The sequence below is a fragment of the Vineibacter terrae genome (genome assembly GCF_008039615.1).
GTDB classification, from domain to species: domain Bacteria; phylum Pseudomonadota; class Alphaproteobacteria; order Reyranellales; family Reyranellaceae; genus Vineibacter; species Vineibacter terrae.
On sequence record NZ_VDUZ01000003.1, the window covers coordinates 1 to 25,458 of the forward strand.

General features: G+C 67.4%; 24 protein-coding genes. 17 read left to right on the plus strand and 7 right to left on the minus strand.

All coding sequences use genetic code 11. The features are described from left to right. Positions 1–147: 147 nt before the first annotated feature. Positions 148–1,524 carry a DUF2252 domain-containing protein gene (locus FHP25_RS03100; RefSeq protein WP_147845439.1) on the plus strand — a complete coding sequence of 459 codons (1,377 nt, stop codon included), beginning with the start codon at positions 148–150 and terminating at the stop codon, positions 1,522–1,524. 133 nt (positions 1,525–1,657) lie between these two features. Here FHP25_RS03100 and FHP25_RS03105 read toward each other — a convergent pair whose 3' ends face one another. The 4 genes from FHP25_RS03105 to FHP25_RS03120 all read right to left on the minus strand — a co-directional run bounded on the left by FHP25_RS03105 (position 1,658) and on the right by FHP25_RS03120 (position 3,793). Next, positions 1,658–1,990 carry a hypothetical protein gene (locus tag FHP25_RS03105; RefSeq protein ID WP_147845440.1) on the minus strand — a complete coding sequence of 111 codons (333 nt, stop codon included), beginning with the start codon at positions 1,988–1,990 and terminating at the stop codon, positions 1,658–1,660. Between the two features lie 31 nt (positions 1,991–2,021). After that, the gene (locus FHP25_RS03110; RefSeq protein WP_147845441.1) at positions 2,022–2,234 is read right to left on the minus strand and encodes a cell envelope biogenesis protein OmpA; all 213 of its coding nucleotides are present in this window, start codon (positions 2,232–2,234) and stop codon (positions 2,022–2,024) included. A 69-nt stretch (positions 2,235–2,303) separates the two neighbouring features. Then, the gene (locus FHP25_RS40615; RefSeq protein WP_178133246.1) at positions 2,304–2,936 is read right to left on the minus strand and encodes a hypothetical protein; all 633 of its coding nucleotides are present in this window, start codon (positions 2,934–2,936) and stop codon (positions 2,304–2,306) included. After that, a complete protein-coding gene (locus FHP25_RS03120) occupies positions 2,933–3,793 on the minus strand; it encodes a DUF2092 domain-containing protein (protein ID WP_218578147.1) in 861 nt (286 codons plus the stop codon). The genes FHP25_RS40615 and FHP25_RS03120 overlap by 4 nt, the downstream gene beginning before the upstream one ends. A 171-nt stretch (positions 3,794–3,964) precedes the next feature. Between FHP25_RS03120 and FHP25_RS03125 the strand changes: the two genes are divergently transcribed. The 10 genes from FHP25_RS03125 (at position 3,965) to FHP25_RS03170 (ending at position 17,345) form a co-directional block, all read left to right on the plus strand. Further along, positions 3,965–4,324 carry a hypothetical protein gene (locus FHP25_RS03125; RefSeq protein ID WP_147845442.1) on the plus strand — a complete coding sequence of 120 codons (360 nt, stop codon included), beginning with the start codon at positions 3,965–3,967 and terminating at the stop codon, positions 4,322–4,324. Between the two features lie 113 nt (positions 4,325–4,437). Continuing rightward, positions 4,438–5,010 (plus strand): HdeD family acid-resistance protein, encoded by a 573-nt coding sequence (locus FHP25_RS03130; RefSeq protein WP_147845443.1) that lies wholly within the window; start codon positions 4,438–4,440, stop codon positions 5,008–5,010. Positions 5,011–5,167: 157 nt separating this feature from the next. Further along, complete coding sequence (locus tag FHP25_RS03135; RefSeq protein WP_147845672.1) at positions 5,168–6,094, plus strand: formylglycine-generating enzyme family protein; 927 nt, start codon at positions 5,168–5,170, stop codon at positions 6,092–6,094. Further along, the gene (locus FHP25_RS03140) at positions 6,091–7,752 is read left to right on the plus strand and encodes an arylsulfatase (RefSeq protein ID WP_147845444.1); all 1,662 of its coding nucleotides are present in this window, start codon (positions 6,091–6,093) and stop codon (positions 7,750–7,752) included. Before FHP25_RS03135 ends, FHP25_RS03140 begins: the two co-directional genes overlap by 4 nt. Before the next feature lie 304 nt (positions 7,753–8,056). Continuing rightward, on the plus strand, positions 8,057–9,691 hold the full coding sequence (locus FHP25_RS03145) for an arylsulfatase (RefSeq protein ID WP_218578166.1): 1,635 nt from the start codon (positions 8,057–8,059) through the stop codon (positions 9,689–9,691). 268 nt (positions 9,692–9,959) lie between these two features. Beyond that, entirely contained in the window at positions 9,960–12,506 is a 2,547-nt protein-coding gene (locus FHP25_RS03150) for a spermidine synthase (RefSeq protein ID WP_178133247.1), read from the plus strand. 208 nt (positions 12,507–12,714) lie between these two features. Beyond that, positions 12,715–13,344, plus strand: coding sequence for a trimeric intracellular cation channel family protein (locus FHP25_RS03155; protein WP_147845446.1), 630 nt, complete (start codon positions 12,715–12,717; stop codon positions 13,342–13,344). 141 nt (positions 13,345–13,485) lie between these two features. Continuing rightward, the gene (locus FHP25_RS03160) at positions 13,486–15,168 is read left to right on the plus strand and encodes an arylsulfatase (RefSeq protein WP_147845447.1); all 1,683 of its coding nucleotides are present in this window, start codon (positions 13,486–13,488) and stop codon (positions 15,166–15,168) included. A 66-nt stretch (positions 15,169–15,234) separates the two neighbouring features. Next, positions 15,235–16,185, plus strand: coding sequence for an HAD family hydrolase (locus FHP25_RS03165; protein WP_231712198.1), 951 nt, complete (start codon positions 15,235–15,237; stop codon positions 16,183–16,185). A 140-nt stretch (positions 16,186–16,325) separates the two neighbouring features. Then, positions 16,326–17,345 carry an AAA family ATPase gene (locus FHP25_RS03170; RefSeq protein ID WP_147845449.1) on the plus strand — a complete coding sequence of 340 codons (1,020 nt, stop codon included), beginning with the start codon at positions 16,326–16,328 and terminating at the stop codon, positions 17,343–17,345. Between the two features lie 323 nt (positions 17,346–17,668). Here FHP25_RS03170 and FHP25_RS40620 read toward each other — a convergent pair whose 3' ends face one another. Beyond that, positions 17,669–17,896, minus strand: coding sequence for a CopG family transcriptional regulator (locus FHP25_RS40620; protein ID WP_178133248.1), 228 nt, complete (start codon positions 17,894–17,896; stop codon positions 17,669–17,671). Positions 17,897–18,094: 198 nt separating this feature from the next. On the opposite strand from FHP25_RS40620, the gene FHP25_RS03175 reads away from it, so the two are divergent. Together FHP25_RS03175 and FHP25_RS03180 are read left to right on the plus strand one after the other, a co-directional pair. After that, on the plus strand, positions 18,095–19,087 hold the full coding sequence (locus tag FHP25_RS03175) for a helix-turn-helix transcriptional regulator (RefSeq protein ID WP_178133249.1): 993 nt from the start codon (positions 18,095–18,097) through the stop codon (positions 19,085–19,087). 890 nt (positions 19,088–19,977) lie between these two features. Next, the gene (locus FHP25_RS03180; RefSeq protein WP_331461661.1) at positions 19,978–20,241 is read left to right on the plus strand and encodes a DUF1214 domain-containing protein; all 264 of its coding nucleotides are present in this window, start codon (positions 19,978–19,980) and stop codon (positions 20,239–20,241) included. A gap of 179 nt (positions 20,242–20,420) precedes the next feature. Here the strand turns inward: FHP25_RS03180 and FHP25_RS03185 are convergent, their stop codons facing one another. Both FHP25_RS03185 and FHP25_RS03190 read right to left on the minus strand, forming a co-directional pair. Continuing rightward, positions 20,421–20,855: a type II toxin-antitoxin system VapC family toxin gene (locus tag FHP25_RS03185; RefSeq protein ID WP_147845452.1), complete on the minus strand. Its 435-nt coding sequence runs from the start codon at positions 20,853–20,855 to the stop codon at positions 20,421–20,423. Beyond that, positions 20,852–21,118 (minus strand): DUF6364 family protein, encoded by a 267-nt coding sequence (locus tag FHP25_RS03190; RefSeq protein WP_147845453.1) that lies wholly within the window; start codon positions 21,116–21,118, stop codon positions 20,852–20,854. The genes FHP25_RS03185 and FHP25_RS03190 overlap by 4 nt, the downstream gene beginning before the upstream one ends. Before the next feature lie 177 nt (positions 21,119–21,295). On the opposite strand from FHP25_RS03190, the gene FHP25_RS03195 reads away from it, so the two are divergent. The 4 genes from FHP25_RS03195 to FHP25_RS03210 are packed head-to-tail and all read left to right on the plus strand — an operon-like array spanning position 21,296 to position 25,449. After that, entirely contained in the window at positions 21,296–22,282 is a 987-nt protein-coding gene (locus FHP25_RS03195) for a DUF58 domain-containing protein (protein ID WP_147845454.1), read from the plus strand. Next, positions 22,275–22,820 (plus strand): DUF4381 domain-containing protein, encoded by a 546-nt coding sequence (locus tag FHP25_RS03200; protein WP_147845455.1) that lies wholly within the window; start codon positions 22,275–22,277, stop codon positions 22,818–22,820. The genes FHP25_RS03195 and FHP25_RS03200 overlap by 8 nt, the downstream gene beginning before the upstream one ends. Continuing rightward, on the plus strand, positions 22,813–23,853 hold the full coding sequence (locus FHP25_RS03205) for a vWA domain-containing protein (RefSeq protein WP_147845456.1): 1,041 nt from the start codon (positions 22,813–22,815) through the stop codon (positions 23,851–23,853). Before FHP25_RS03200 ends, FHP25_RS03205 begins: the two co-directional genes overlap by 8 nt. A 51-nt stretch (positions 23,854–23,904) precedes the next feature. Next, complete coding sequence (locus FHP25_RS03210) at positions 23,905–25,449, plus strand: VWA domain-containing protein (RefSeq protein WP_178133250.1); 1,545 nt, start codon at positions 23,905–23,907, stop codon at positions 25,447–25,449. Positions 25,450–25,458: the final 9 nt, after the last annotated feature.

Genomic DNA, 25,458 nt, shown 5'->3' on the forward strand with positions numbered 1-25,458 from the left:
CCGTAGCACAATATATCCATAATTGCTACTCAAAAACACCATTTACATGCCTACATACTGGACGCAAAATCGCCGCTTTTTTCAACAAAGCCAAATACTTACCTGACTCTGTCAGGGGTAACTTCGGTTTAGCGAGGCGGACCGGCAATGGCTTCCCAGATTCCTTCCCGCCAGGCGCGCCGCGAGCATGGCAAGGCGCTGCGCAAGGCCTGCCCGCGCGCCTCGCATGCCGAGCCCGGATCCGACCTGCAGGGCCGCGACCCCGTGGCCCTGATCGAGGCCTCCAATGTCGGCCGGCTGCCGCACCTGCTTGCGATCCGCCATGAGCGCATGGCGGAATCGGCCTTCGCCTTCTTCCGCGGCACGGCGCTGATCCAGGCCCACGACCTTGCGCGCACGCCGTCATCCGGCATCACCGTCCAGGCGTGCGGCGATTGCCACCTGCTGAACTTCGGCGGTTTCGCCACGCCCGAGCGGGCCCTGGTCTTCGACGTCAACGACTTCGACGAGACCTTCGCTGCGCCCTGGGAGTGGGACCTCAAGCGCCTGGCGACCAGCTTCGTGCTCGCCGCCCGCTGGCGCGCGCTGGGCAGCGCCGACGCCGCCGCGGCAGCCTTTCGTGCCGTCGAGGCCTACAAGGATGCGCAGCTCCGCTATGCCGGCATGAAGACGATGGAGATCTGGTACGACCACTTGCCCCTCGACGCGCTGCGTGCGGCGCTGCAGGACGACGCCGTCGGCGCCCGGCAGCTCGACGCGTTGATCGACAAGGCGCGCCACCAGACATGCGAGCAGATCTACCACAAGCTGACCCGGCCGGTGGACGGCGTGCCGCGCATCGTCGATCAGCCGCCGCTGCTCTTTCACGGCACCGGCGACGAGCAGGAGACCCGCGAGCTGGCGGCGCCGTTCCTGAAGGCCTATCGCGACTCCTTGTCCAGCGACCGGCGGGCGCTGTTCGACCGCTGGGTTCTGGTCGATGCCGCCCACAAGGTCGTGGGCGTCGGCAGCGTCGGCACGCGATGCCTGATCGCGCTCCTGATGGCCGATGCGGACGATCCGCTGTTCCTGCAGGTCAAGGAGGCGCGCGCCTCGGTGCTGGAAGGCTTCGCGGGTCCGTCGCCCTGGGCCAGCAACGGCGAGCGGGTCGTCACCGGCCAGCGCCTGATGCAGGCGGCCAGCGACATCTTCCTGGGCTGGGCGCGCGATGGCGATGGCCGCGATTTCTACATCCGCCAGCTGCGCGACATGAAGACGGCTGCCGACATCACCCGCATGAACGGCCGGCTGCTGAAGCTCTACGCCGATCTTTGCGGCCGTTGCCTGGCGCGGGCCCACGCCAAGGCCGGCGATGCGGCCGCGATCGCCGGCTATCTCGGCAGCGGCGATGCCATGGGCGATGCCGTCAGCCGCTACGCCGTGCGCTATGCCGACCAGGTCGAGCGCGACCACGCGCTGTTCCTGCGCGCCGTGCGCGGCGGCCGCCTGCCGATCCGTCCGGCCGACGAGACCTTGGTGCGCTGAAACGCCCAATACACCTGTCATCCCGAGCGCAGCGAGGGATCTCCTGCGAGGGACGCACGGTGCGCCATTGGCGGGAGATCCCTCGCTGCGCTCGGGATGACGGTCACGACTCGCCTTTTACCGATAGCCGGTATCAGCGCTTCGCCAGCTTGTCGCGCTCGGCCAGGATCGCGCGGTCGATCACCGCGAACAGATGCGAGTCGGGTGACAGCGTGCAGCCGCCGCGCACCAGCATGGCAAGCTGGCCGCCTTGATCGCCTTCCGGCAGGCGCACGCCGCGGTGGCGTGCCGCGTGCTCGCCCAGGAAGATCGCGAGCGAACGGCGCTGTGGCGGCTGCATCGCCTGGGCCTCGCGGCAGGAGATGTAGGCGGCATCGTCGAAGCGCCAGGTCTGTGCGTGCGCTGCGCTGAGGTTCGTCATGGCAGCGCAGGCCGCGATGCACAGCGCGCGAAAGACTAGGGGCATGGTATGATCTCCTGTTGGCAGCGGCTGGCGTTCACTTGCCGGCCGCGCTGCCGGCCACATATCCGAGGCCGCCGCCGATCAGGCCGGCGCCGAGAACCTCGCCAAAGCTGCCGCCGGCCACCAGGCCGATGCCACTGCCAACCGCGCCACCGACCACCGCGCCCTTCTGGCCGGACGACATGTTCTCGCAACCGCCGCTCAGGAAGGCAGCGGCGAGCGCGAATGCTGCAAGCATGCGGACCATGATTGTCTCCCTCACTACGGCTGTCATAGGCCGCGGCCAGTGCAGCCCGCTATCCGAAAGCCGAACATGTCACGTCGGCGGTGCGACCACGGCATAGACGATCTGGTTGCCCTGGAAGCGCGGCGCGTACCATGTCGTGCCGCAGAGCTGATACGTGATGCCGCCGACCGCGACGGCGCGGCAATCGGCCGGCAGCGCCGAAATGAGCGTGCCGACAGCCAAGGCGGTGGTCGCGGCGGCGGCTGCCGTCGCCCATGGAGCGTAGTCGTCGTACCAGGGATACGGCGCCGGCCAGTATCCGGGGTAGATCGGTGGCGGCGGCGGTGGCGGTCCGGGCGGGTGGGGGCCCGGTCCGGGGCCAGGCGGGCCCGGCGGATGCGGGCCAGGGCCTGGACCGGGTGGGCCGGGCGGATGCGGCCCGGGACCCGGACCGGGACCCGGCTTGGGTCCCGGCCCGGGTTTCGGCTCGGGGCCGGGTGGCCGCGGCGGGGGACCAGGTGGCCGCGGTCCCGGCTCCGGCGGCCGTGGCCGAGGCTGGAACTGTCCGAACTCGCGCGGTCCGTTGAAGTGAGGGCCGACGTTGAAGTGGGCCATGCGCCCGCCGCCGAAGCCGGGCCGTGCGTCGGCCGGCTGCAGCGCGGTCATGCCCCAGATGCCGGTGAAGAGCGTCGCCAGCGCGATGGCGGGGAGGGGGCGCTTCATTTCGGCGTCCCCTTCGTCGCCGGGCCTTTGGGCGCCGGGGCTGCGGGGCCGCGTGTCGGCGCGACCGGCTGGAACTCGATGCGCCTGGCGTCGGCGGCCGGCGCGTGCACGAAGACGTCGTCGGCGACGTCGGCCTTCTCGGTCCAGGTCAGGATCGCCTCATAGCGCGGCCGCGCCCGATCCGACGTGTTGACGATCGACAGCTTCAGCGGCAGCGGCGCATCGCCGGCGCGGATCCATATCTCCCAGTCATGCCCCGGGCCGCGGAATGCCCAATGATCGCACTCGATGCCGCCGATGCGGGCCTTGCCGACCCGGAAGCCTTCGCGCACGCGGCGATGCGGCGCGTCGGGCGTGCCCCAGTCGAACAGGTCGGCCAGCGGCATCTCGACCCCGAACGTCTGCGCCGCCCATGCCAGCGTCTCCTTGATCGTGGGCTTGGCGTCGACCTGGGCGTAGTAGCTTTCCTTGGGCGCGGTGACGGTCAGCGTCTTGCCGTCATACTGGAAGACGCGGTCGAGCACGTCGGTGGCGAGGTCGACCCGCAGCCTGTCGGGCCGCCGCACGCGATGGCGCACGGTGCCGCCGATCTGGATCTTCTGGTCGTTGTCCAGCACGTAGTCGAACGCGATCACCGACGTGATCTCGAACGATTGCAGCGTCAGCAGATGCTCGCCCAGCCGTTTGAGCGCCTCGACCGAGGCTGGTTCCAGTGTCGGCGCCGCTGGTGCGCTCGGGGCCGCTTTCGGCTTGGGCGCCTGGGCCAGGACGGCATCCGGTGCCGCCGCGAGGCCGGCGGCCAGCACCAGGATTGCGAGCTGCAGCCGTCGGGCCCTGTCGGAATGCCAGCGTCGCACGCAACTCCCCCTGGACCACGCGATGCGACCAGCAACCATGGAACCGAACGGGGCGGCTATCCGAAAACCGAACGTGAGCCATGAAACGCATCGCACCGTGACGGGTTCGGCTTTCGGATAGGCGCGCTGCATGGTTGTCGCTACCACTATCCGCTGATGATGGAGGTTGTCATGCGACAGACATATGCGTTGTTGGCCGTCGCGGCTGCTTTGCTGACAGGCACCGCCGCGGCGCAGCAGCCGGCGACGTTCCGGCTCACCAAGAGCCCATCCAATACCGGTGTCTGCAATGGGCTGGACGCCGCGATGTCGCGCGAGCACACGGTGACGCCGGCCGGCGACAAAGCGGTCCTGAAGTTCCCTGGCGGCAATGACGAGGACATGAAGCAGGTGACGCCGGGCACCTATCGCACCGAGCTGGAGCTGGGGCGCGTGAAGGTCGAGTTTGTCGCCGATCTGTCGAAGACGCCGAAGACCCTCGTGGTGCGCGAGCCGCGCGAGGGCTGCCGCTGGACCGGCGAGGCGCCGTAGGGAACTTGCGGTTGCGTGAGCCGAGATCGGCGATCGCACCCTCGTTCGGCTTTCGGATAGTCGCCGCGGACATATGTGCTTAGCTGGCCGCCTCGACCGATGGAGGCCATGCGATGTCCGCCGATACCTCGACGCTTTCCGGGCCGCTGCTGCTGCACGGGCTGGCGCGCAACTGGTGGCTGTTCCTGATCCGCGGCATCGCGGCCATCATCTTCGGCGTGCTGGCCTTTGCATGGCCGGGGCTCACGCTCGTAACCCTGGTGCTGTTCTATGGTGCCTTCATGCTCGTCGACGGCATCTCGGCGCTGGTGGCTGCCATCACCGGCCGGGTGTCGATGGCGCCGCGCTGGTGGCTGGCCATCGTCGGGCTCCTGGGCATCGCTGCCGGCGTCCTGACATTCCTGTGGCCGGGCATGACGGCGCTGCTGATCCTGCTGTTCATCGCCGGCTGGTCGATCGCGACCGGTGTGTTCCAGATCATCGGCGCGATCCGCCTGCGCAAGGAGATCGACAACGAGTGGCTGCTGATCCTGAGCGGCGTGCTGTCCGTGCTGGTCGGCATCGTGCTGTTCGTCATGCCCGGCGCCGGCGCCTTGGCGCTGATCTGGCTGATCGCCGCCTTTGCCATCGTGCACGGCGTGATCACCATCGCGTTCTCGTTGCGCTTGCGCCGACACAAGGCGTGAGCGCCGGCGCGCTTTGTCATGTCCGCTGCGAGTTCGGCTTTCGGCTAGATGAACTGCTGCAGCATCTCCTAAGAGGGAGCATGCGCGTGGAGGAACGGGCGTGAGCGTCATCGACGTGGTGCCGCCGACGGCGGCCGGCAGCGCCGTGTCCAGCGGCATGATCCGGATCGCCGGCGGCACGTTCCGCATGGGCTCGGATCGGCATTATCCGGAAGAGGCGCCGGTGCATCGCGTCACGGTGTCCGACTTCTGGATCGACCCGGCGCCGGTCACCAACCGTGCCTTCCGTGCCTTCGTGGAGGCCACCGGCCACGTCACCATGGCCGAGCAGCCGCCCGACCCGAAGGATTATCCCGGTGCCTTGCCCGAGATGATCAAGGCGGCCTCGCTGGTCTTCACGCCGCCGGACCATGCCGTGGATCTGCGTGACTGGAGCCAGTGGTGGTCCTTCACGGCGGGCGCCGACTGGCGGCACCCCGACGGCCCGCATAGCACGCTCGACGGGCTCGACGATCACCCGGTGGTGCATGTCGCCTACACCGATGCCGAGGCCTACGCGGCGTGGGCCGGCAAGGCCCTGCCGACCGAGGCGGAGTGGGAGTTCGCGGCCCGCGGCGGGCTGGAGGATGCCGAATTCGCGTGGGGCGACGAGTTCATGCCGCGCGGCAAGCGCATGGCCAACACATGGGAAGGCGAGTTCCCGCACAAGAACCGCAAGCGCGGCCGCGGCCGGCGGCGCACCACGCCGGTCGGCGCGTTCCCGGCCAACGGCTACGGCCTGTACGACATGATCGGCAATGTCTGGGAGTGGACCACAGACTGGTACACGCCGCGGCATGAAGCCGATGCGCCCAAGGCCTGCTGCATTCCCGAGAACCCGCGCGGTGGGCGCCAGGAGGAGAGCTACGACCCCCGCCTGCCCGCGGTCCGCATTCCCCGCAAGGTGCTGAAGGGCGGTTCGCACCTGTGCGCCCCCAACTACTGCCGCCGCTACCGGCCGGCAGCGCGGCATGCGCAGCCCGTGGACACGTCCATGAGCCATGTCGGCTTTCGCTGCGTCCTACGAGAAGGGAAAACTTCATGAGCGAACGTGATACATCCAAGGAGCCGGCGCGCGTCGCATCATCCGACGCGGCGAGCCTTCCGCGACGCAATCTGCTCTTGGGCGGCACGTCGATCATGACCGCGTCGGCGCTGGCCGCCGCCGCCATCGTGCCGACGGCGCGCGCCCAGCAGCCGCCGGCATCCGGACGCAAGCCCAACATCCTGGTCATCTTCGGCGACGACATCGGCATTCCGCAGATCAGCGCCTACACGATGGGGCTGATGGGCTACCGCACGCCCAATATCGACCGCATCGCCAGCGAAGGCGCGATCTTCACCGACGCCTATGGCCAGCAGAGCTGCACCGCCGGGCGCGCCTCGTTCATCCTGGGGCAGGAGCCGTTCCGCACCGGCCTGCTGACCATCGGCATGCCGGGTGATCCGCACGGCATCCAGGACTGGATGCCGACGATCGCCGATGCGCTGAAGACGCAAGGCTATGCCACCGGCCAGTTCGGCAAGAACCACCTCGGCGATCGTGATGAGCACCTGCCGACCAAGCACGGCTTCGACGAGTTCTTCGGCAACCTCTATCACCTCAACGCCGAGGAGGAGCCCGAAGGATACTTCTATCCGAAGGATCCTGAGTTCAAGAAGAAGTACGGCCCGCGCGGCGTCATCAAGTCGACGGCCGACGGCAAGATCGAGGACACCGGGCCGCTGAACACCAAGCGCATGCCGACGGTGGACGAGGAGTTCCTCGGCGCCGCCAAGGATTTCATCGATCGCCAGGCGAAGGCCAACCGGCCCTTCTTCTGCTGGTTCAACTCCACGCGCATGCACGTCTTCACCCATCTCAAGCCGGAATCGATGGGCAAGACCGGCAAGGGCATCCATGCCGATGGCATGGCTGAGCACGATGCTATGGTCGGCGAGCTGCTGAAGCAGCTCGACGACCTGAAGATCGCCGACAACACGATCGTGCTCTACACGACCGACAACGGCGCCGAGCTGGCGCTGTGGCCGGACGGCGCCATGACCATGTTCCATGGCGAGAAGGGCACGACCTGGGAAGGCGGCCTGCGCATCCCGATGATGGTCCGGTGGCCCGGCGTGGTGAAGCCGGGCACGCAGTACAATGACATCATCTCGACGATGGACTGGTTCCCGACGTTCTGCGCCGCGGCCGGGATCCCCGACATCAAGGAGAAGATGAAGACCGGCTTCGCCGCCGGATCCAAGACCTTCAAGGTCCATCTCGATGGGTACAACTTCCTGCCCTACTTCAAGGGCGAGGCCAAGGCGGGACCGCGCGACGCGATGTACTACTTCGACCAGGGCGGCAACCTCAACGCCGTGCGCTGGAACGACTGGAAGGTGAGCTTCGCCGTCGCCTCCGAGGGCAACATCGCAACTGCGACGCGCGAGGTCACGTCCTGGGCCATGATCACCAATCTGCGCATGGATCCTTACGAGCGCGGCTTGAAGGAGGGCGGCAACGCCATGGACTTCTTCGCCCGACAGATCTGGCTGCTCGTGCCGATCCAGGCGAAGGTCAAGGAGTTCTTCGTCGACTTCGATCAGTTCCCCTACCAGGCGGGCAGCTCGCTCAACGCCGCCGGCATCAACTACGGCCTGCTGCAGCAGCAGGCGGCGCTGAAGCGGCTGAAGGACATGGAAGGGCTGCGGCCACGCTAGCGCTATCCTGACTGAATGAAGCCGGGTAGCCCGTAGGCTCGGCACAAGCAGTCATCCAGATCGTCGCGAGGGATCCAGGCACTGTTCCTGGATCCCTCGTTGCGTTTGGGTGACGGTCGGGGTGCCGTTGGAATTGGCCGCGGACCGTTCGGATTTCGGATAGCCGGGCCGAAGCTTGCCATTTGAGGATGCGGTTCCCGGCGATTGGCCGCCGGAAGCTTCTTCACGCCACGCATGGCGCCGTCGAAGAAAGGACCGCTTCATGGAAGCTTCGAAAGCATTCGCACCGGGCCTGGCTCGGGCCATGATCGAGGGCGGCCCCCCTCGAACTGATCCTGATCGTCGCGTCAGCCTGCTCGCCGGCACGACAATCGCCGCCGTGCTGGCCCTCGCGTGCACGGCCTTCGACGCGGCGCCTGCGCAGGCCCAGGCGCCGGCCAAGCCCAACATCCTCGTGATCTTCGGCGACGATGTCGGGCAGGCGAACCTCAGCGCCTACACGCACGGCGTGATGGGCTACAAGACGCCCAACATCGACCGCATCGCCACGGAAGGCATGCTGTTCACCGACTACTACGCGGAGAACAGCTGCACGGCGGGACGTTCGTCGTTCATCACCGGCCAGACGCCGCTGCGCACCGGCCTTTCCAAGGTCGGCATCCCTGGGGCGCCGGTCGGCCTGCAGAAGGGCGACATCACCATCGCGCAGGCGCTGAAGCCGCTCGGTTATGCCACCGGCCAGTTCGGCAAGAACCACCTGGGCGACAAGGACGAGTACCTGCCGACCGCCCATGGCTTCGATGAGTTCTTCGGCAACCTCTATCACCTCAATGCCGAGGAGGAGCCGGAGCGGCCATATTGGCTGAAGAACGATCCGGCGTTCGTCAAGGCCTACGCGCCGCGTGGCGTGATCAAGTCATCCGCCGACGGCAAGATCGAGGACTCCGGCCCGCTGACACGCAAGCGCATGGAGACCATCGACGACGAGACCACGGGTGCCGCGATCGACTTCATGACCCGCCAGGCACGCGCCAACCGGCCGTTCTTCACCTGGATGAACTTCACCCGCATGCACATCTTCACGCATGTGCGCGAGTCGATGCGCGGTCAGAGCGGCATGCCGGGCAACGAATACGCCGACGGCATGATCGAGATGGACATGAACGTCGGCAAGCTGCTGAAGACGCTCGAAGACCTTGGGATCGCCAACAACACGATCGTCATCTTCACCACCGACAACGGCCCGAATGCGTTCACCTGGCCGGACGCGGCGACGACGCCGTTCCGCTCGGAGAAGGACACGAACTGGGAGGGCGCGTTCCGCGTGCCGGCCATGATCCGCTGGCCAGGCCAGATCAAGCCGGGGGGAATCGCCAACGGCATCGTCTCCGGCCTCGACTGGTTCCCGACCTTGCTCGCTGCGGCGGGAGACACCGCGGTGAAGGACCGGCTGCTCAAGGGCTGGCAGCCGCAGGGCAACCCGACGACCTTCCGCAATCATCTGGATGGCTTCAACCAGCTCGACTACCTCATGGGCAAGACCGACAAAAGCGCGCGTGACGAGTTCTTCTACTTCAACGACGACGGCGATCTCGTCGCGATGCGCTTCGACAACTGGAAGTTCGTCTTCGAGAAGCAGGAGCAGCCTGGCCAGTTTGACGTCTGGGCACATCCCTTCACCCGTCTGCGGGTGCCCAAGATGTTCAACCTGCGCATGGACCCGTACGAGCACGCTGAGATCTCAGGCAGTGGCTACGATCAGTGGCGGGTGGAGAACGCGTATCTGTTCGCCAAGGCTGTGATGAGCTCGGCTGCCTTCCTGCAGACCTTCGTCGAGTACCCGCCGAGCCAGCGGCCGGCGAGCTTCAGCATCGACCAGATCCGCCGGCAGGTCGACAAGAAGATCGACGAGTCCTTCAAGAAGCGCGGCGTGGAGTAGGGCGGCCGTCTGACCCATATCGCTGACCGCCTCATCGTGGGGCGGTCAGCGTGTTCTCGGTCGTCCCGAGCGAAGCGAAGGACAGCCGGGAGCGCGCCACTCCAGTGGCGCACCGGCCCGGAGGGCCGGCTCTTGTCTTCGAGCCGACCATGATCCGGCGCTGCGCGCCGGTGCGCCACTGGAGTGGCGCGCTCCCGGCGAAGATTCAGCCCGATTTGCGGGCGAGAGTGACTGTACGATCATGTCCGGACCGGTAGGATCAACGCGAATGCCATCCCGCAAGCGTCCGGTTGGTGCGCCGCGCAAGGCGCCACGTGCGGAGACGGCTCCCGGCGGCGCGGCGGTCGAGGGCCGTGCGCTCGCCGCGCTGGCGCTGCTGCTGTTCCTGTCCGGCGCCGCGGCGCTGGTCTACCAGGTCCTCTGGATCAAGCAGCTTTCCCTTGTCGTCGGCGTCGATGTCCATGCCGTGGCGGCCGGCGTCAGCGCCTTCTTCGCCGGCCTCGCGCTCGGCGGCTTCGTGCTCGGGCGATGGGCCGACCGCGTGGCGCGGCCGTTGTTCTTCTACGCCGTGCTGGAGGCCGGTGTCGCCGTGCTCGGCGTGGCGACGACGCTGGGCCTGGCCCACGCCGCGCCGCTGTTCGCCACCCTCGAGGCGCATGGCGGGCTGCTGGCCTGGGTGCCGCTGCTGGCGCTTGTCGGCGTGGCGCCCTTCCTGATGGGCGGGACGCTTCCCGTGCTGGTCCGGGCCCTGCGCCTCCAGGCCGGGCAGGTCGGCGGCGGGGGCGGGCGCCTCTACGCGGCCAACACCGCCGGCGCGATCGCCGGGGCCTTGCTGGCGTCCTTCCTCCTCATCCCGGCGCTCGGCGTGCGGGGCTCGGCCTACGCGGCAGCCGCGGCCAACCTGGTCGCTGCCGTCGGCGCCCTGGCGCTCGTCCGCCGCGCGCCGCCGGCCGTGCGCATCGCTGCGCTGGCTAGGCCGGCAAGCGACGCACGCGCGGCCATCATCCTCTATGCGCTCGCCGGCGGCATCGCGCTGGGCTACGAGGTGGTGTGGTCGCAGGCGATCGTGCAGTTCGTCAGCACCCGCAGCTTCGCGTTCTCCGTCGTGCTGGCGACATACCTCACAGGCCTGGTGGCCGGCGCCGCGTTGTTCGCGCGCTGGGTGGATCGCGTGCGCGATCCCTGGGCGGCGTTCGGCCTGCTGATCGCGGCGGCCGGGCTTGTCGCGCTGCTCGAGATCGCGGTCCTGGGACGCTGGGTGATCATCCTGCAGACCGCCGTCGAGTCCGCGATCCTGGCCTGGACGGACAGCGCCTTCGCCGGCATGTGCGCGCGTTTCGCCGTGGCGGCGGCGTGCTTCGTCTTCCTGCCGACGCTCCTGCTCGGCGCGGCCTTCCCGGCCGTGCTGCGGCTGGCGGTCGATCCGCGGCATGTCGGCCGCGACGTGGGCGCGGTGGTCGCGTTCAACACCATCGGCGGCATTGTCGGTACGGTCCTCACCGGCTTTGTCCTGGTGCCGCAGCTCGGGCTTGTCCGCACCCTGGCGGCCCTGGCGATCGCGGCCGCGGCGCTGGGCATCGTGGCGGTGATGCGCGGCCAGGCATCGAACGCACGCGCCGGCTGGGCCGTGGTCGGCCTCGGGATTGCTGCCGTGATCGCCGCGGTCGTGACGCCGTCCGATCGCCTCGCCAGCCTGCTGGCAGGGTCGCGCGGCGGCAGGCTGGTCTCCTACGAAGAAGGCCGTGGCGCCACAGTCGCGGTGATCGAGCAGTCGCTGGGACGCACCCGGTTCCAGCGTCTTTACATCCAGGGCGTCTCGAACTCCGGCGATGCCATGCCCTCGCTGCGCTACATGCGCCTGCAGGCCCTGCTGCCGCTGATTATCCATGGCGGCGAGCCGCGTTCGGCGCTGGTGATCGGCCTGGGCACCGGCATCACGGCCGGGGCGCTGCTGCCGTACCCCGGCCTGGAGCGGCGGGTCGTCGCCGAGCTGCTGCCGGCGGTGCGGCGCTCCGCACCGATCTTCCGTGGCAATTTCGGTGCCGGCTCGGATCCGCGGCTCGATATCCGGCTGCGCGATGGCCGGCGCGAGCTGCTGCGCAGCGCCGACACCTACGATCTCATCACCCTGGAGCCGCCGCCGCCATCGGCTGCCGGGGTCGTGAACCTCTACTCGAGCGACTTCTACCGGCTCGCCGCCGCACGCCTGGGGCAGGGCGGCCTCATGGCCCAATGGCTGCCGCTGGCGACGCAGAACGACGAGGATTCCCGCTCCCTGGTGCGCAGCTTCCTGGACGTCTTTCCGCACGCCTCGCTGTGGACGACGGAGTTCCACGAGATGCTGCTGATCGGCTCCCAGGAGCCGGTCGTGCTGGATGTGCCGCGCATCGCGCAACGGTTCGCGCAGCCCGGTGTGGCCGCCGCCCTGCGCGAGGTCGGCGTCGCGTCGCCGGCCGCGCTGCTCGCGACCTGGGTCACCGGCCGCGGCGGCCTGGAGCGCTACGCCGGCGATGCGTCGCCGGTCACCGACGACCAGCCGCGGATCGAATACGCGCCCTGGGTGCGCCAGCAGGAATTCGCGCGCGTGCTGCCGCGCCTGCTCGATCTGCGCAGCGATCCGCCGCTGCGTGGCGCCGACGAGGCGTTCGTGGCCGCGCTGGCGCGGGAGCGCGACCGGCTGCTGGCCTTCTACGGCGCGGGCCTGCACGCCTACAAGGGAGAGCGTGCGCTCTGGGCCAGCCAGATCCAGCAGGTGATGAAGGAAGACAGCCTCAATCCCTATTATTCCTGGTTCAGCGGAGGCGCACGCCAATAGCGTCAGCCCTCGCCCCGCGAGAGCGGGGAGAGGGCAGGGCATTCGCATATGCCCCTACCGTCATACCGAGCGTAGCGAGGGATCTCCCGCGAATTGCGCACCGTGCGCCTTGCCGCAGGAGATCCCTCTCCTGAGCCTGTCGAAGGGGGCGCTCGGGATGACAGCGAGGTCATATGCGAATCCCCTGGCTGTGATCGGGTGTCGACCTATGCTTCTCTACTATCTTGAAATGATTGGAACCGCGGTGTTTGCCGCCACGGGCGTGCTGGCGGTCAAGCGTCAAGGCCTGGATGTGATCGGTGGGCTGATCCTGGGGGTCGTGGCTGCGCTGGGCGGCGGAACGGTGCGCGACATGGCCATCGACGCGCCGGTCTTCTGGATCAGGGACTTCAACTATGTCTGGGTCGCCGTGGTAGCCGCGCTCGTGGCCTTCTTTTTCAAGCGCCCATCGCTGCGCCACCGGCCTCTGCTCTACCTGGACGCATGGGGCGCGGCGCTGTTTGCCGTGGTCGCCACGGACAAGGTGCTTGCCCTCCAGCTCGGCGCGCCCGTGGCTGTCACCATGGGGGTGCTTACCGGCATCGGCGGCGGCTTGCTGCGCGATATCCTGGCCGGGCGGCCGACGCTGCTCATGTCGCGCGAAATCTATGCAACCCCCATCCTGCTGGGCTGCGTCCTGCTGGTCCTGCTGCGGCACGCCACCCCCGGCCTTGCCTACAGCGGCCTGGCCGCGCTGGCGTTCATCGGCGGTCTGCGCAGCTGTGCGCTCTACTGGAGCCTGCAGATGCCGGCCTGGTTGACCAGCCGGGAAGACGCGCCCCGCGACGCCGCGGAATGACGGTCGTTTCGCACCCCGGATACCAGCGACGCGGTTCGGGTTTCGGATAGAGGACCGGCCACCCGCCGCAGGAAGATGTCGCCACAGCGGCGCATTATCGGGCCTTGTCGCGGCCTGTCGTCAACGAAAGGAGCGGCGTGGATGTCCAGGAAATCCGTCGAGCCCGAAGCTGCGGGCGGCAACCGTGTGTCCGATCCTGAACATCCCGGTGTCAACCGGCGCAACGTGCTGCTGGGCGGCACGACCCTGGCGACAGCGTCGGCGGCCGTCGCGTCGGTGCTGGTGGCGCAATCCACCGCCCCAGCCCGGGCGCAGGCACCCACGCCGCCTTCCGGGCGCAAGCCGAACATCCTGGTGATCTTCGGTGACGACATCGGTCAGACCAACCTCAGCGCCTATTCCTTCGGCCTGATGGGCTACAAGACGCCCAACATCGATCGCATCGCCCGCGAAGGCATGATGTTCACCGACTACTACGCCGAGCAGAGCTGCACGGCGGGCCGGTCGACCTTCATCACGGGCCAGTGCACGCTGCGCACCGGTCTTTCCAAGGTGGGCATGCCGGGCGCCACCGTCGGGCTCCAGGCGCGGGATGCGACGCTGGCCGAGCTTCTCAAGCCGCTGGGCTATGCCACCGGCCAGTTCGGCAAGAACCATCTCGGCGATCGCAACGAGTTCCTGCCGACCAATCACGGCTTCGACGAGTTCTTCGGCAATCTCTACCATCTCAACGCCGAGGAAGACCCGGAGAACCGCTTCTATCCGCGCGATCCCGAGTTCCGCAAGCGCTTCGGTCCGCGCGGTGTCGTGAGGTCGTCCGCCGACGGCAAGATCGAGGACACCGGTCCGCTGACCCGCAAGCGCATGGAGACGATCGACGACGAGACGTCGGCGGCGGCCATCGATTTCATGCAGCGCCAGGCAAAGGCCAACCGGCCATTCTTCTGCTGGTTCAATTCCACCCGCATGCATTTCCGCACGCATGTGCGCGAATCGCATCGCAGCCCGCCGGGCCTGACCGCCAGAACCGAGTACGCCGACGGCATGGTCGAGCATGACGCCACCATCGGCCAGATCCTGAAGGCGGTGGACGACCTCGGGATCGGCAACGATACCATCGTCCTCTATACCACCGACAACGGTCCGCATCAGAATTCCTGGCCCGATGCGGGAACGACGCCGTTCCGCAGCGAGAAGAACACCAACTGGGAAGGCGCCTTCCGCGTCCCCTGCATGATCCGCTGGCCCGGCCGCATTCAACCGGGCTCCGTCTCGAACGAGCTGATCAGCGGCCTCGACTGGGTGCCGACTCTGATGGCGGCGGCGGGCGAGGCCGACATCAAGGAAAAGCTGCTCAAGGGTCACCAGGCCGGCGCCAAGACCTTCAAGGTCCATCTCGACGGCTACAACCAGCTTGCCCATATCACCGGCCAGCAGCCGAAGGGCGCGCGCAAGGAGTTCATCTACTTCAACGACGATGGCGACCTCGTGGCCTTGCGCTACGAGAACTGGAAGGTCGTCTTCGAGGAGCAGCGGGCGACCGGCACGATGCGGATCTGGGCCGAGCCATTCACGTCCCTGCGTGCCCCTAAGCTGTTCGATTTGCGGGCCGACCCGTTCGAGCGCGCCGACATAACCTCGAATACCTACTACGACTGGCTCATGTCGGATGGGGCGGGCGTGTTCTTGGCGGCGCCCGCCATCGTGGGCCAGTTCCTCGCCACGTTCAAGGAATACCCTCCCAGCCAGCGGCCTTCGAGCTTCAGCATCGACCAGATCGTCGAGAAGATGCAGCGCAGCTTCGACGCGGCGCACGGGAAATAGGAGAAATCCGATATGCATGGTCGTCGCGCCTTGCTGAGGTCGGGCCTGGTCGCTGCGCTCTGCGGCATGGGTGCCGTGCCGGTCCGGGCGCAGGCTGAGCCGCTGCCGTCGTGGAATGATGGCGATGCGAAGAAAGCGATCACGGACTTCGTCGAGCGGGTGACACACGAAGGTATCGCCAACTATGTCAAGCCCGCCGAGCGTATCGCTGTTTTCGACAACGACGGCACCCTGTGGGCCGAACAGCCGGCCTATTTCCAGCTCGCCTTCGCGCTCGATCGGGTCAAGGCGATGGCGCCGCAGCATCCGGAGTGGAAGACGAAGCAGCCCTTCAAGGCGGTGCTCGAGGGCGACCAGCGGGCATTGGCCGCTGCGGGTGAGAAAGGCCTGCTGCAGATCGTGGCTGCCACGCACGCCGGGATGACGACCGAGGCCTTCGCCAAGACTGTCGCCGACTGGCTTGCCACCGCCCGCCATCCGCGCTTCAACCGGCCATATGATCAGCTCGTGTACCAGCCGATGCTGGAAGTGCTGGCCTGGCTGCGTGCCAACGGCTTCAAGACGTTCATCGTGTCCGGCGGCGGCGTCGAGTTCATGCGCGTCTTCGCGGAACGGACCTACGGCATTCCGCCGGAGCAGGTGGTCGGCTCGTCGGGCGTCGTGAAGTTCCAGATCGGCAAGGACGGCAAGCCATCCCTCACCAAGGAGGCCAAGGTCGAGTTCATCGACGATGGGCCGGGCAAGCCGGTCGGCATCAACCGCTTCATCGGCCGGCGTCCCATCTTCGCCTTCGGCAATTCGGATGGCGACCAGCAGATGCTTCAGTACACGGCAGCGGGCGAGGGCGCGCGTTTCATGGGGCTGGTGCACCACACCGATGCCGAGCGCGAGTTCGCCTACGACCGGAAGTCGCATGTCGGCAAGCTCGACAAGGCGTTGGACGAGGCGATCGCCCGGAAATGGACGGTGGTCGACATGAAGAAGGACTGGCGCACGGTCTTCCCGGCGCCAAAGTAGGCATGTCTTTCCATTCGGACCGCGCGCGTCCACGCGCGCATCGGCGCGTCAGCGCCGACGAGGATCCGCTCTTCGCTTCGCTTCGAGCGAGTGCGCGCGTGGACGCGCGCGGTCCAAGGTAAGAGAAGACCGAGCGAGATATGACCGACGTAAGCACACCGACTCAACCCGCCCCATCACCCACGCGCGACGCCGTGCTCGAGCTCAAGGCGCGCATCGGCCGTGCCGTGCTGGGCCAGGACCGCCTGATCGAGAGCATGCTGATCGGGCTGCTGGCCAACGGCAACCTGCTGCTGGAGAGCCTGCCGGGCCTGGCCAAGACGCGTGCCGTCAAGACGCTGGCGAAGAACCTCGCCGCCGACCTGTCGCGCATCCAGTTCACGCCCGACCTGCTGCCGTCGGACGTGACCGGCGCGGAGATCTACCTGCAGACCGAGAAGGGCGGCGAGTTCCGCTTCCAGCAGGGGCCGATCTTCGCCAATCTCGTGCTGGCCGACGAGATCAACCGCGCCCCGGCCAAGGTGCAGTCGGCGCTGCTGGAGGCGATGGAGGAGCGCCAGGTCACCGTGGCCGGCAAGACGTACAAGATGCCCGCGCTGTTCATGGTGCTGGCAACGCAGAACCCGATCGAGCAGGAGGGAACATACCCGCTGCCGGAAGCGCAGATGGACCGCTTCCTGATGCATGTCGTGATCACCTATCCCGACGAGGCGGCCGAGGGCGAGATCATCAAGCTCGTGCGCGAAGAGAATGCGCAGGCGCCCAGGTCAGGGGAGGGCGCGCCCCCGCCGCCTAAGCCGATCCCGCAGCAGGCGATCCTCGACGCGCGGCGCGAGATCGACCACATCTTCGTCTCGGATCTGGCGCAGCGCTACATCGTCGACGTGGTCTTCGCGACCCGCTTCCCCGATCGCTACGGCGAGCCGCTGAGCAAGTGGATCCAGATCGGCGCCAGCCCGCGCGGCAGCCTGGGGCTCGATCGCTGCGCGCGCGTGCGCGCCTGGCTCGACGGCAAAGGCTTTGTGACGCCTGATCACGTGCGCGCCGTCATGCATGACTGCCTGCGCCACCGCCTGATCCTGACCTACGAGGCGTTGGCCGAGGGCATCACCGCCGACCAGGCGATCGACAAGATCGCGTCCGTGGTCGCGGCGGCGTGAAGGCAGGGCGTTCGCATATGACCTCGCTGTCATCCCGAGCGTCGCGAGGGATCTCCTGCGGCAAGGCGCACGGTGCGCAATTCGCGGGAGATCCCTCGCCACGCTCGGGATGACGGTAGGGGCATATGCGAATGCCCTGCCCTTCCGGGGAAGGAGCGAAGGATCTCTTGAACTGCCGATATGCACGGGCCGTCTGCCGTGAAGCAGGTTTCCTGACAGAGAGGGACTTCCCTGAGAACCTGCGCGGCGACATCAGCGTGTCGCCGTGTCGGGACGAGCACTCCAAGCCCAGGTGAGCCGAGCAGGGCCGAGACGAACGCCCGCTATCGCCCTTCCATGGCCTGGTACAGAGCGTCCCGGTCCGCGATGTCGATCAGCGCGCCGCCGCTATGGAACACCGGCAACGGACCCGCAGCCCCGGGCTCCTTCTGCGTCTGGAGCAGGTTGCGCAGCGCGGTATCCGCCAGCTCGGACTTCGTGCGGCCCTGACGCGCGGCCTCGCGCTTGAGCTGCACCCTGACCTTGTCGTCGATCTGGAGTGTGGTCTTCATAGGGAATCCATATGTCGAGCTCGCGATCCGTCGTTCTTGGTGCGGCGGCCCAGGCGCGGCTTTATCACCTCACCATATCAGCGAACGTGTCCGGCAATCCTTGGCAGGTACGCGTTCGTGGCGTCGGCCATGCACGTTTGGGAGTTTACAGACAAACGACTTTTAGCTGTACAGTTGTCAGGGCCTGATCATGCCAGGATGACCGTGGAATACGCATTCGACTGTCAGCACATCAGCGGCCTGGATGAATACCAGGAACACTGCCGCGGGTTGCAGTCGGAAGCGGTCCAGCTGTCGGCCGGCCCCCTGTCCATGGCATTCGACAGCTTCAATGCCGGTGACCTGATCCTGACGCACATCAGGTTCGATCGCGATGCGATCTTCCGATCGGCGCGGGATGCCGGATGGCATTGCTTTGCCCTCGACCTGTCGCCCAAGCTCTGGTGCGGCATGGACCTTCCGGCGGGCTCGTTGCGCACGATCGGGCCGCGGCGCGAGACCGTGGCCATCAGCCATGTCCCCTGGGATTCGATATCCATCAACATCCGACATGACACGTTGGCGGCGTGGGGAACGCGGCTGTCCGAGCCGTTCCAGGCGGACCTCGGCCCGGAGCAGGGCGTGTACGCGACCGATCCTGGCGCCGTGGCCCGGTTTGCAGGCTGGGTGGAGGCGCTGTTCGCCGCCCGCATGCCGGCCGGCGCCGGCGCCGACACCGCGCTCTGGATCGCGGCGCTGCGCGCGCACGTGCGGCAGCACTTGGCGGCGATGTTGGGATGCCCTGCCGATCCCACGCCCGTCTCTTCGATCCACCGGGTCGCCCGCTACGACCTCGCTCTGGCCGCCCTGCGCGTCATCCATCGGCAAGACGAGGACCGCACCACCGTGACCGACGTTGCGCGCGCGCTCGGCGTTGGGACACGCGCCGTGGAATACGCCTTCGCGCACGTCGTCGGCGTCAGCCCAGCTCGATACATGCTCGCCGAGCGCCTCAACCGCGCTCGCCATTGCCTGCGTATCGGCATTGGCTCGGTCACGAGCATTGCCTTCGAGCATCAATTCGAGAATTTGAGCCGCTTCGCGCAGCAATACGCCCGTCTTTTCGGCGAGCGCCCATCCGACACGTTGCGTGCGGCGCGGCAGTCGTTCCACGGCATGGGGTCGCCACGAGTGAAAGCAGGGCTTGATTGAATGACCGGCCCAGGGACGATCCCGCATGCGAGGATCGCTCGTCCTCAGGCAGGGCATTGCAGGTCGTCGAAGCGCGCGGGGGACGGTTGCGCCATGCCCGATGCCAGCGCCGCAAGACGGGCATCCGTTGTCAGATTGCCCGTGCTGGCGGACCTTAATCGCCCGAGTATTTCGAAGTGCCGCTCGCCGGGATGCACAACCCGAGCCCCGGGGATGCGCCAGCCAGTGCTCAAGGACGCGCAGGGTGTCTTCCACCAAGAGCGTTGCGGAAAGATCGCGTGGCGCAGGAAAGGCACGAACAGGGCCCCTGCAAACCCGACTCCGCGCGGATCCTCGAAGCTCTGCCTCAATGCCGTGAGCGCCACTGCATGCTGATCGCTGGAGCTGTTGATCCTACAGACGGCTTGGTGGATGGTGCCTCAGTTCGAATTATGAGGCTTGCTCTCCTGCCGGGCCAGCCTCGCGCGGGAGCGCGCCAGCCTCTCTGCCGACTTGGCGCACATTCTGTCACTAGCCAGCCCCAGCTCATGCGATCGCGTCAGGCGACCCTGGCTCTCGGTCACGCGGACGGCAGCGCGCGCGATAGTATCGGCGGCCTGCTCCATGCCAGGAATGGAATATATGCGTGGATTGGTGACCATTGACGCGCTCCGCTGGAACACAGGCGGGAGCGCAAGAACCGTCTCTCAGCCGCCGGCGCCTGTGGCAAAGCACGCTGCCGATGGTGAGATATAAGCGCACCTTTCGGCGGCGCTGGCGAGTCCTGATTAGGCCGGCGTACGGGCCGCGCTTCGCTGGGTTGCGTCAATCATAACGGCGATATTCTCCATCGACCACAACCTGTTCGCACCTTCGCGACCATCGTCGGGATGACGTGCAACGTCCTATGGATGCACGACCGTCAGACGCATGCCTTGATCAAGAACATGCCCAGGCCGAGCCGCTCCTCGCAGATACCCGCGATGCAGAAGAACGCCGACGGTTCGATCGATGTCCATTTCGGCCCGAAAGCGCCGGCGGGAAAGGAGGCGGACTGGGTGCCGGCCGCCCCGCAGCGCGGCTTCGACCTGATGTTCCGCGTCTATGCGCCGACGAAGACGTTCTTCGACAAGGGCTGGGTGCTGCCCGACGTCGAGAAGGTCGCGGCGCAATAGCACCGGGAGCCGTCGATGTGAGGCGATCTCGCGGCACTTGCGATCACACACCGGTCATCCCGAGAGTGTGTGACTTAATCCTTCCCCGGAGGGCAGGGCATTCGCATATGTCCCTACCGTCATCCCTCTCCTGAGCCTGTCGAAGAGACGCTCCGGATGACGGGTGTCAGCTCCGGATGCTAGGCTGATGCGACCGGCTCGCGCCAGTCCAGGTCCGGAAAGCGGGCGTAGTCACGGTCGTAGGTGATCCATGTGCACGCGTGCTCGATCGCCAGGGCCGCAAACCAGGCGTCTGCAACGCGAGGCCCTCGGGTGCTTGTCTCGAGGCACAGGCGGGTGAATATCTTCCAGTGGCGATCGCCGGGCCGCACGGCCTGGCAGTGCGGCTGGCTTAGAAGATTGTTGCAGTAGGCGAAAACTTCGCGCGACGGGCTGGGATTCTTGAAAATTCGAGGATTGGTCGTGATCCGCACCACGGCGCTGAGCGCAAGTGGAGATACGCCGAACTGCGCGTCGCTGCCGATGATCTTGTCGAGCCAGGGTTTGCAGACGGCATGATATTCCGAATCCTGGCGAAACGCATAGATCAGCACATTTACGTCAGCGAGAATCATCTGAGTCGCCGCGCATAGTCCAGGTCGTCCAACTCCTCCAACGAAGCCATGTCCTTCAGGTCGATTCCCGGCATCAAACCTCCGGTGGACGTGCTCACCGGCGGCAATACCCGTCTCGTCTTGCGTGTCGCTGCGTTCTCGTTCAACACGCGGCGCAGTCCTTCTTCGATCAAGGCGGTCAGGGAGCGGCCTTCGGCGGCAGCCTTGCGTTTGGCGCGCCGTATCAGATCTTCAGGAAGACGGACCGTGGTTCGCTCGACCATATGTCAAAACATATCGTCCGTATGCTAATATGTCAAGAGCAGCGGGAACCGTCGAACCGGCGGCCATACGGCGCAATACGCAGCGCGCCAGGGCCACGGGAGTGTTCGGCTTTCGGATAGGCGAGGGATGCGGGAGGGCCTAAACCGCTTCGGACATGTCTTCGTACGTGGTCGCCGATGTGTGCGCAGCCGAGCGGTGATACCGGCATCTATGTTGACCTGGCGGCGCTGATCGCGCTGGAGCACCGGGGGCGCAAGGTCTCGTTCCTCTCGCGTCAGCCGGTGCACAGCCTGCTGGCGGGGCGCTTTGCCTCGCGCATGCGTGGGCGGGGCCTCAATTTCGAGGAGATCCGGGACTACCGACCGGGTGACGATGTCCGGTCGATCGATTGGAAGGTGACGGCCCGCCTGCAGAAGCCGCATGTCCGGGTGTTCAACGAGGAGCGCGATCGCCCAGGGATCCTGGTCGTCGACCAGCGGCTGTCGATGTTCTTCGGCAGCCGCCGCGCCCTGAAATCGGTGGCCGCTGCCGAAGCCGCCGCGATCGGCACCTGGCGCATCCTGGGCGCCGGCGACCGTGTGGGCGCGATCATCTTCAACGACAGCGACCTTGCCGTGGTGCGGCCGCAGCGCAGCCGGCGCACCGCGCTGCATCTGCTGGAGGTGCTGGCGACCCAGAACCGGCAGCTCGGGGTCGGCCGCGGCATCGTGCCGAACCCTGACATGCTCAACCGCGCGCTCGACCAGGCGCGGCGGCTGGCGCTGCATGACGCCGTGGTGGTGATCATCGGCGACTTCGACGGCGCGGACCACGACACCCGCAATGCCGTCAGCGCCCTGGCCGCGCACAACGACGTCGTCGCCGTGCTCGTGCATGACCCGGTGCGCAGTCAGCTGCCCTCGACCGGACGCATGACGGTCACCGACGGCGAGCTGCAGATCCTGCTCGATGTCGGCCGCGCCGGCGCGCGGCAGGGAATCCTGGATCTGGCCGAGAACCGGCTTCGTGACGTGTTTCAGTGGACGCACGATTTCGGCGTGCCGGTGCTGCCGCTCAGCACCGCCGAAGACCCTGCCCAGCAGATCGCTCACCTCATGGGCCATCGGTTGCCGGGCGGGCGGGGCGGCCGGCCCGGTCCTGCTGGTGGAGCGGGCCATGGATAAGGACGCGCCCGCCGATCCGCTTGCCGGCCTGGCCGACATCCCGTTGCCGCCGGTGGTCAGCCTGTGGCCGCAGACCTGGCCGTCGCGCATCGTGATCGCCGTGCTGGCCATTGGTCTGGTCGTGGCGGTTTGGTGGCTTGCACACCGCTGGTGGGCAAACCGCTACCGCCGCGCGGCGCTGGCCGAGCTCGATGCCCTTGCGGAACCGACGGCCGGGGCCCTGGCGCTGCTGGTGCGCCGCACGGCCCTGTCGGCTTTCCCGCGTGCCGATGTGGCCGCGCTGTCGGGCACGGCCTGGCTCGCGTTCCTCGACCGCAGCTACGGCGGCACCGGCTTCACGCAGGGCCCCGGTCGCGCGCTGGCGGCCGGACCATACGAGCCTTCGTCTGACGACGTCATGTTTCGGACCGCGCGCGTCCACGCGCGCACCGGCGCGGAGGCGCCGGATCATGAGCGCGCGTGGACGCGCGCGGTCCGAAAAGAGGACACCACCTTGCCCGGCCTGGTCCGGCACTGGATCCGTGCGCACCATGCTTGAGTTCGCCTGGCCCTACGTGTTCGCGGCGCTGCCGTTGCCCCTGCTGGCATGGTGGCTGCTGCCGGCCTACCGCGAGCGGCGGGCCTCGGTGCAGGTGCCGTTCTTCGGTCAGCTCGCGGCGGCGGTCGGGCAGACGCCGCAGCGCGGCGCGGTTGTCATGCGGCGGCTGGCGGTCCAGACCATCGTCGCGGCCATCGCCTGGGTGCTGATCGTCGCGGCGCTGGCGCGGCCGCAATGGGTGGGCGGGCCGATCACGCGCGACGTCTCGGCACGCGACCTCATGCTGGCGGTCGACCTGTCGGGGTCGATGGAGCAAGCCGATTTCCGTGCGCCGGACGGGCAGATGCAGCAGCGCCTCGCCGGCGTCAAGCAGGTGGTCAGCGCGTTCGTGGCCCGGCGGCACGGTGATCGCATCGGGCTGATCCTGTTCGGCACCAAGGCCTATGTGCAGGTCCCGTTCACGCAGGATCTGGCCACCGTGCAGATGCTGCTCGATCAGACACAGGTCGCCATGGCGGGTCAGCAGACGGCAATCGGCGATGCGATCGGACTGGCGATCAAAGCCTTCGAGCAGAGCAAGGCGCAGCAGAAGGTGCTGATCCTGCTGACCGACGGCAACGACACCGCAAGCCGGGTGCCGCCGGCACATGCCGCCGATATCGCCCACCAGCGCGGCCTCGTCATCTACACCATCGGCATCGGTGATCCGCACGCGAAGGGCGAGAACCGCGTCGACCTCGATGCCCTGAAGACGGTTGCCGACACGACGAAGGGGCAGTTCTTCCGCGCCGAGGATGCAGCCCAGCTCGAGACGATCTATGGCGACATCGACAAGCTCGCGCCCGTGAAGCTGCAGACGCTGTCCTGGCGGCCCAGGTTGCCGTTGTTCCACTGGCCGCTCGGTGTCGCTATCGTGCTGGTGCTGGGCCTGTGGGCGCTGCTGCTGGCGCGCGATGTGATTTTATCTTTCTCCCCGCGAAGGCGGGGAGGGGAGCGCGAACAAGGCCTTCATGGTGAGCTTGTCGAACCATGAAGGCCCTGCACGATGGTGGTGCGAAACGCTTCATGGTTCGACAAGCTCACCATGAAGCGTTCAGCGAAGGGCGCATTCGCCATGCCTGACGCCTTTCCCTTCCATTTTCTGCGGCCATGGTGGCTGATCGCGCTGCTGCCGGCGATCGCCATGCTGGTGCAGATCCTGCGGCGGGACCGTGCCGAAGCCCAATGGCGCGGCGCGATCGAGCCGCACCTGTTGAAGCACCTTGTCGTGCGCCCTCAAGGGCTGGGACTCGTCCGCCCGGCGCACCTCGTGGCGGCGGCGCTGGTGATCGGAACCATCGCGCTGGCCGGGCCGAGCTGGCGCCGCGAGCTGCCGCCTTTCGTGGAAGACAAGGCGCCGCTGATGATCGCGCTCGACGTCTCCGCGTCGATGGGCGGCACGGACGTGGCCCCCTCGCGCCTGGAACGCGCCAAGCAGAAGATCCGCGATCTGCTCGGTGCGCGTGCCGGCGCACGCACCGGCCTGGTCGCCTATGCCGGCAGCGCCCATCTGGTGATGCCGCTGACGGACGACAGGGCGGTGATCGAGCCGTTCCTGATGGCGCTGGCACCGGGGCTCATGCCCGTGCAGGGCAAGAAGGCCGTGGCGGCGCTGACGCTCGCGGCCGGCGCCCTGGCGCCGGAGCCGGTCGCTGGCACCATCCTCCTGGTCGCCGACGATGTCGTCGGCGCCGACGCGGCCGCGGTGCAGCAGGCGGCCGGCCGCAACGGCGTGGTGATCCTGCGGGTGATGCAGCCCGGCGCGGCAGGCCAGATGGATTCGAGCCTGCGATCACAATCCGTGGCGGTCACCGTGGATGACGATGATATTCATACGCTGGAGGGCCGCATCGAGACCCACTACCAGGCGGCCCAGGCCGAGCAGGTCGGCGCGCGCTGGCGCGACGAGGGCTACTGGCTGGTGCTGCCGGTGGCGTTGCTGGGGCTGTTCTGGTTCCGCCGCGGTTCCACCGTGCCGTGGGTGCTGCTGGTTGCGTTCGCGCTGGCGCCGGCCCCGCCGGCGCGCGCCCAGGAGCAGGCGGCGCCGAAGTTCCTGGACCTGTGGCTGACGCTGGACCAGCAGGGGCGCTTGGCGTTCGACCGTGGCGACAACGCGGCGGCTGCCAAGTTGTTTACCGATCCGATGTGGCGCGGCATCGCGGCTTATCGCGCGTTCGATTATCTGGCGGCAGCCGAGGCGTTCCGGAAGATCGACACGGTCGAGGGGCACTTCGCGCTGGGCAATGCGGAGGCGCATAACCACGCCTGGGAGAAGGCGATCAAGGCCTATGAGGAGGTGCTGGCGGCGCAGCCCGGCCATGCCGCGGCCAAGCAGAACCTCGCGATTGTGCGCGCCGCGCTCGAGGCGGCCGAGGCCAAGCGGCGCAAGGAGGAGAAGGGTGAGCAGCCGCCGGACATGAAGGCCGACGAGACGAAGGTCGATCCCAAGCAGAAGGGCGGCAAGCGGGTCGAGGTGCAGCCCCAGGACGTCACCACGGAGGGCGCCGCCGAGGCGTGGATGCGCGCCGTGCAGACCTCGCCGGCCGACTTCCTGAAGCTGAAGTTCGCCATCCAGGCCGCGAAGCCATGATGAGGGTGT

Excerpts from the sequence above, each read along its gene's own strand:
- FHP25_RS03125 (WP_147845442.1), top strand. The coding sequence starts at position 3,965 with ATGCGACAGACATATGCGTTGTTGGCCGTCGCGGCTGCTTTGCTGACA.
- FHP25_RS03210 (WP_178133250.1), top strand. The coding sequence starts at position 23,905 with ATGAAGCGTTCAGCGAAGGGCGCATTCGCCATGCCTGACGCCTTTCCC.
- FHP25_RS03190 (WP_147845453.1), bottom strand. The coding sequence starts at position 21,118 with ATGGTCGAGCGAACCACGGTCCGTCTTCCTGAAGATCTGATACGGCGC.
- FHP25_RS03110 (WP_147845441.1), bottom strand. The coding sequence starts at position 2,234 with ATGGTCCGCATGCTTGCAGCATTCGCGCTCGCCGCTGCCTTCCTGAGC.
- FHP25_RS03145 (WP_218578166.1), top strand. The coding sequence starts at position 8,057 with ATGATCGAGGGCGGCCCCCCTCGAACTGATCCTGATCGTCGCGTCAGC.
- FHP25_RS03150 (WP_178133247.1), top strand. The coding sequence starts at position 9,960 with ATGCCATCCCGCAAGCGTCCGGTTGGTGCGCCGCGCAAGGCGCCACGT.
- FHP25_RS40615 (WP_178133246.1), bottom strand. The coding sequence starts at position 2,936 with ATGAAGCGCCCCCTCCCCGCCATCGCGCTGGCGACGCTCTTCACCGGC.
- FHP25_RS03175 (WP_178133249.1), top strand. The coding sequence starts at position 18,095 with ATGACCGTGGAATACGCATTCGACTGTCAGCACATCAGCGGCCTGGAT.
- FHP25_RS03205 (WP_147845456.1), top strand. The coding sequence starts at position 22,813 with ATGCTTGAGTTCGCCTGGCCCTACGTGTTCGCGGCGCTGCCGTTGCCC.
- FHP25_RS03155 (WP_147845446.1), top strand. The coding sequence starts at position 12,715 with ATGCTTCTCTACTATCTTGAAATGATTGGAACCGCGGTGTTTGCCGCC.
- FHP25_RS03105 (WP_147845440.1), bottom strand. The coding sequence starts at position 1,990 with ATGCCCCTAGTCTTTCGCGCGCTGTGCATCGCGGCCTGCGCTGCCATG.
- FHP25_RS40620 (WP_178133248.1), bottom strand. The coding sequence starts at position 17,896 with ATGAAGACCACACTCCAGATCGACGACAAGGTCAGGGTGCAGCTCAAG.
- FHP25_RS03160 (WP_147845447.1), top strand. The coding sequence starts at position 13,486 with ATGTCCAGGAAATCCGTCGAGCCCGAAGCTGCGGGCGGCAACCGTGTG.
- FHP25_RS03170 (WP_147845449.1), top strand. The coding sequence starts at position 16,326 with ATGACCGACGTAAGCACACCGACTCAACCCGCCCCATCACCCACGCGC.
- FHP25_RS03195 (WP_147845454.1), top strand. The coding sequence starts at position 21,296 with ATGTGTGCGCAGCCGAGCGGTGATACCGGCATCTATGTTGACCTGGCG.
- FHP25_RS03180 (WP_331461661.1), top strand. The coding sequence starts at position 19,978 with ATGCACGACCGTCAGACGCATGCCTTGATCAAGAACATGCCCAGGCCG.
- FHP25_RS03135 (WP_147845672.1), top strand. The coding sequence starts at position 5,168 with ATGATCCGGATCGCCGGCGGCACGTTCCGCATGGGCTCGGATCGGCAT.
- FHP25_RS03140 (WP_147845444.1), top strand. The coding sequence starts at position 6,091 with ATGAGCGAACGTGATACATCCAAGGAGCCGGCGCGCGTCGCATCATCC.
- FHP25_RS03185 (WP_147845452.1), bottom strand. The coding sequence starts at position 20,855 with ATGATTCTCGCTGACGTAAATGTGCTGATCTATGCGTTTCGCCAGGAT.
- FHP25_RS03165 (WP_231712198.1), top strand. The coding sequence starts at position 15,235 with ATGGGTGCCGTGCCGGTCCGGGCGCAGGCTGAGCCGCTGCCGTCGTGG.
- FHP25_RS03200 (WP_147845455.1), top strand. The coding sequence starts at position 22,275 with ATGGATAAGGACGCGCCCGCCGATCCGCTTGCCGGCCTGGCCGACATC.
- FHP25_RS03100 (WP_147845439.1), top strand. The coding sequence starts at position 148 with ATGGCTTCCCAGATTCCTTCCCGCCAGGCGCGCCGCGAGCATGGCAAG.
- FHP25_RS03130 (WP_147845443.1), top strand. The coding sequence starts at position 4,438 with ATGTCCGCCGATACCTCGACGCTTTCCGGGCCGCTGCTGCTGCACGGG.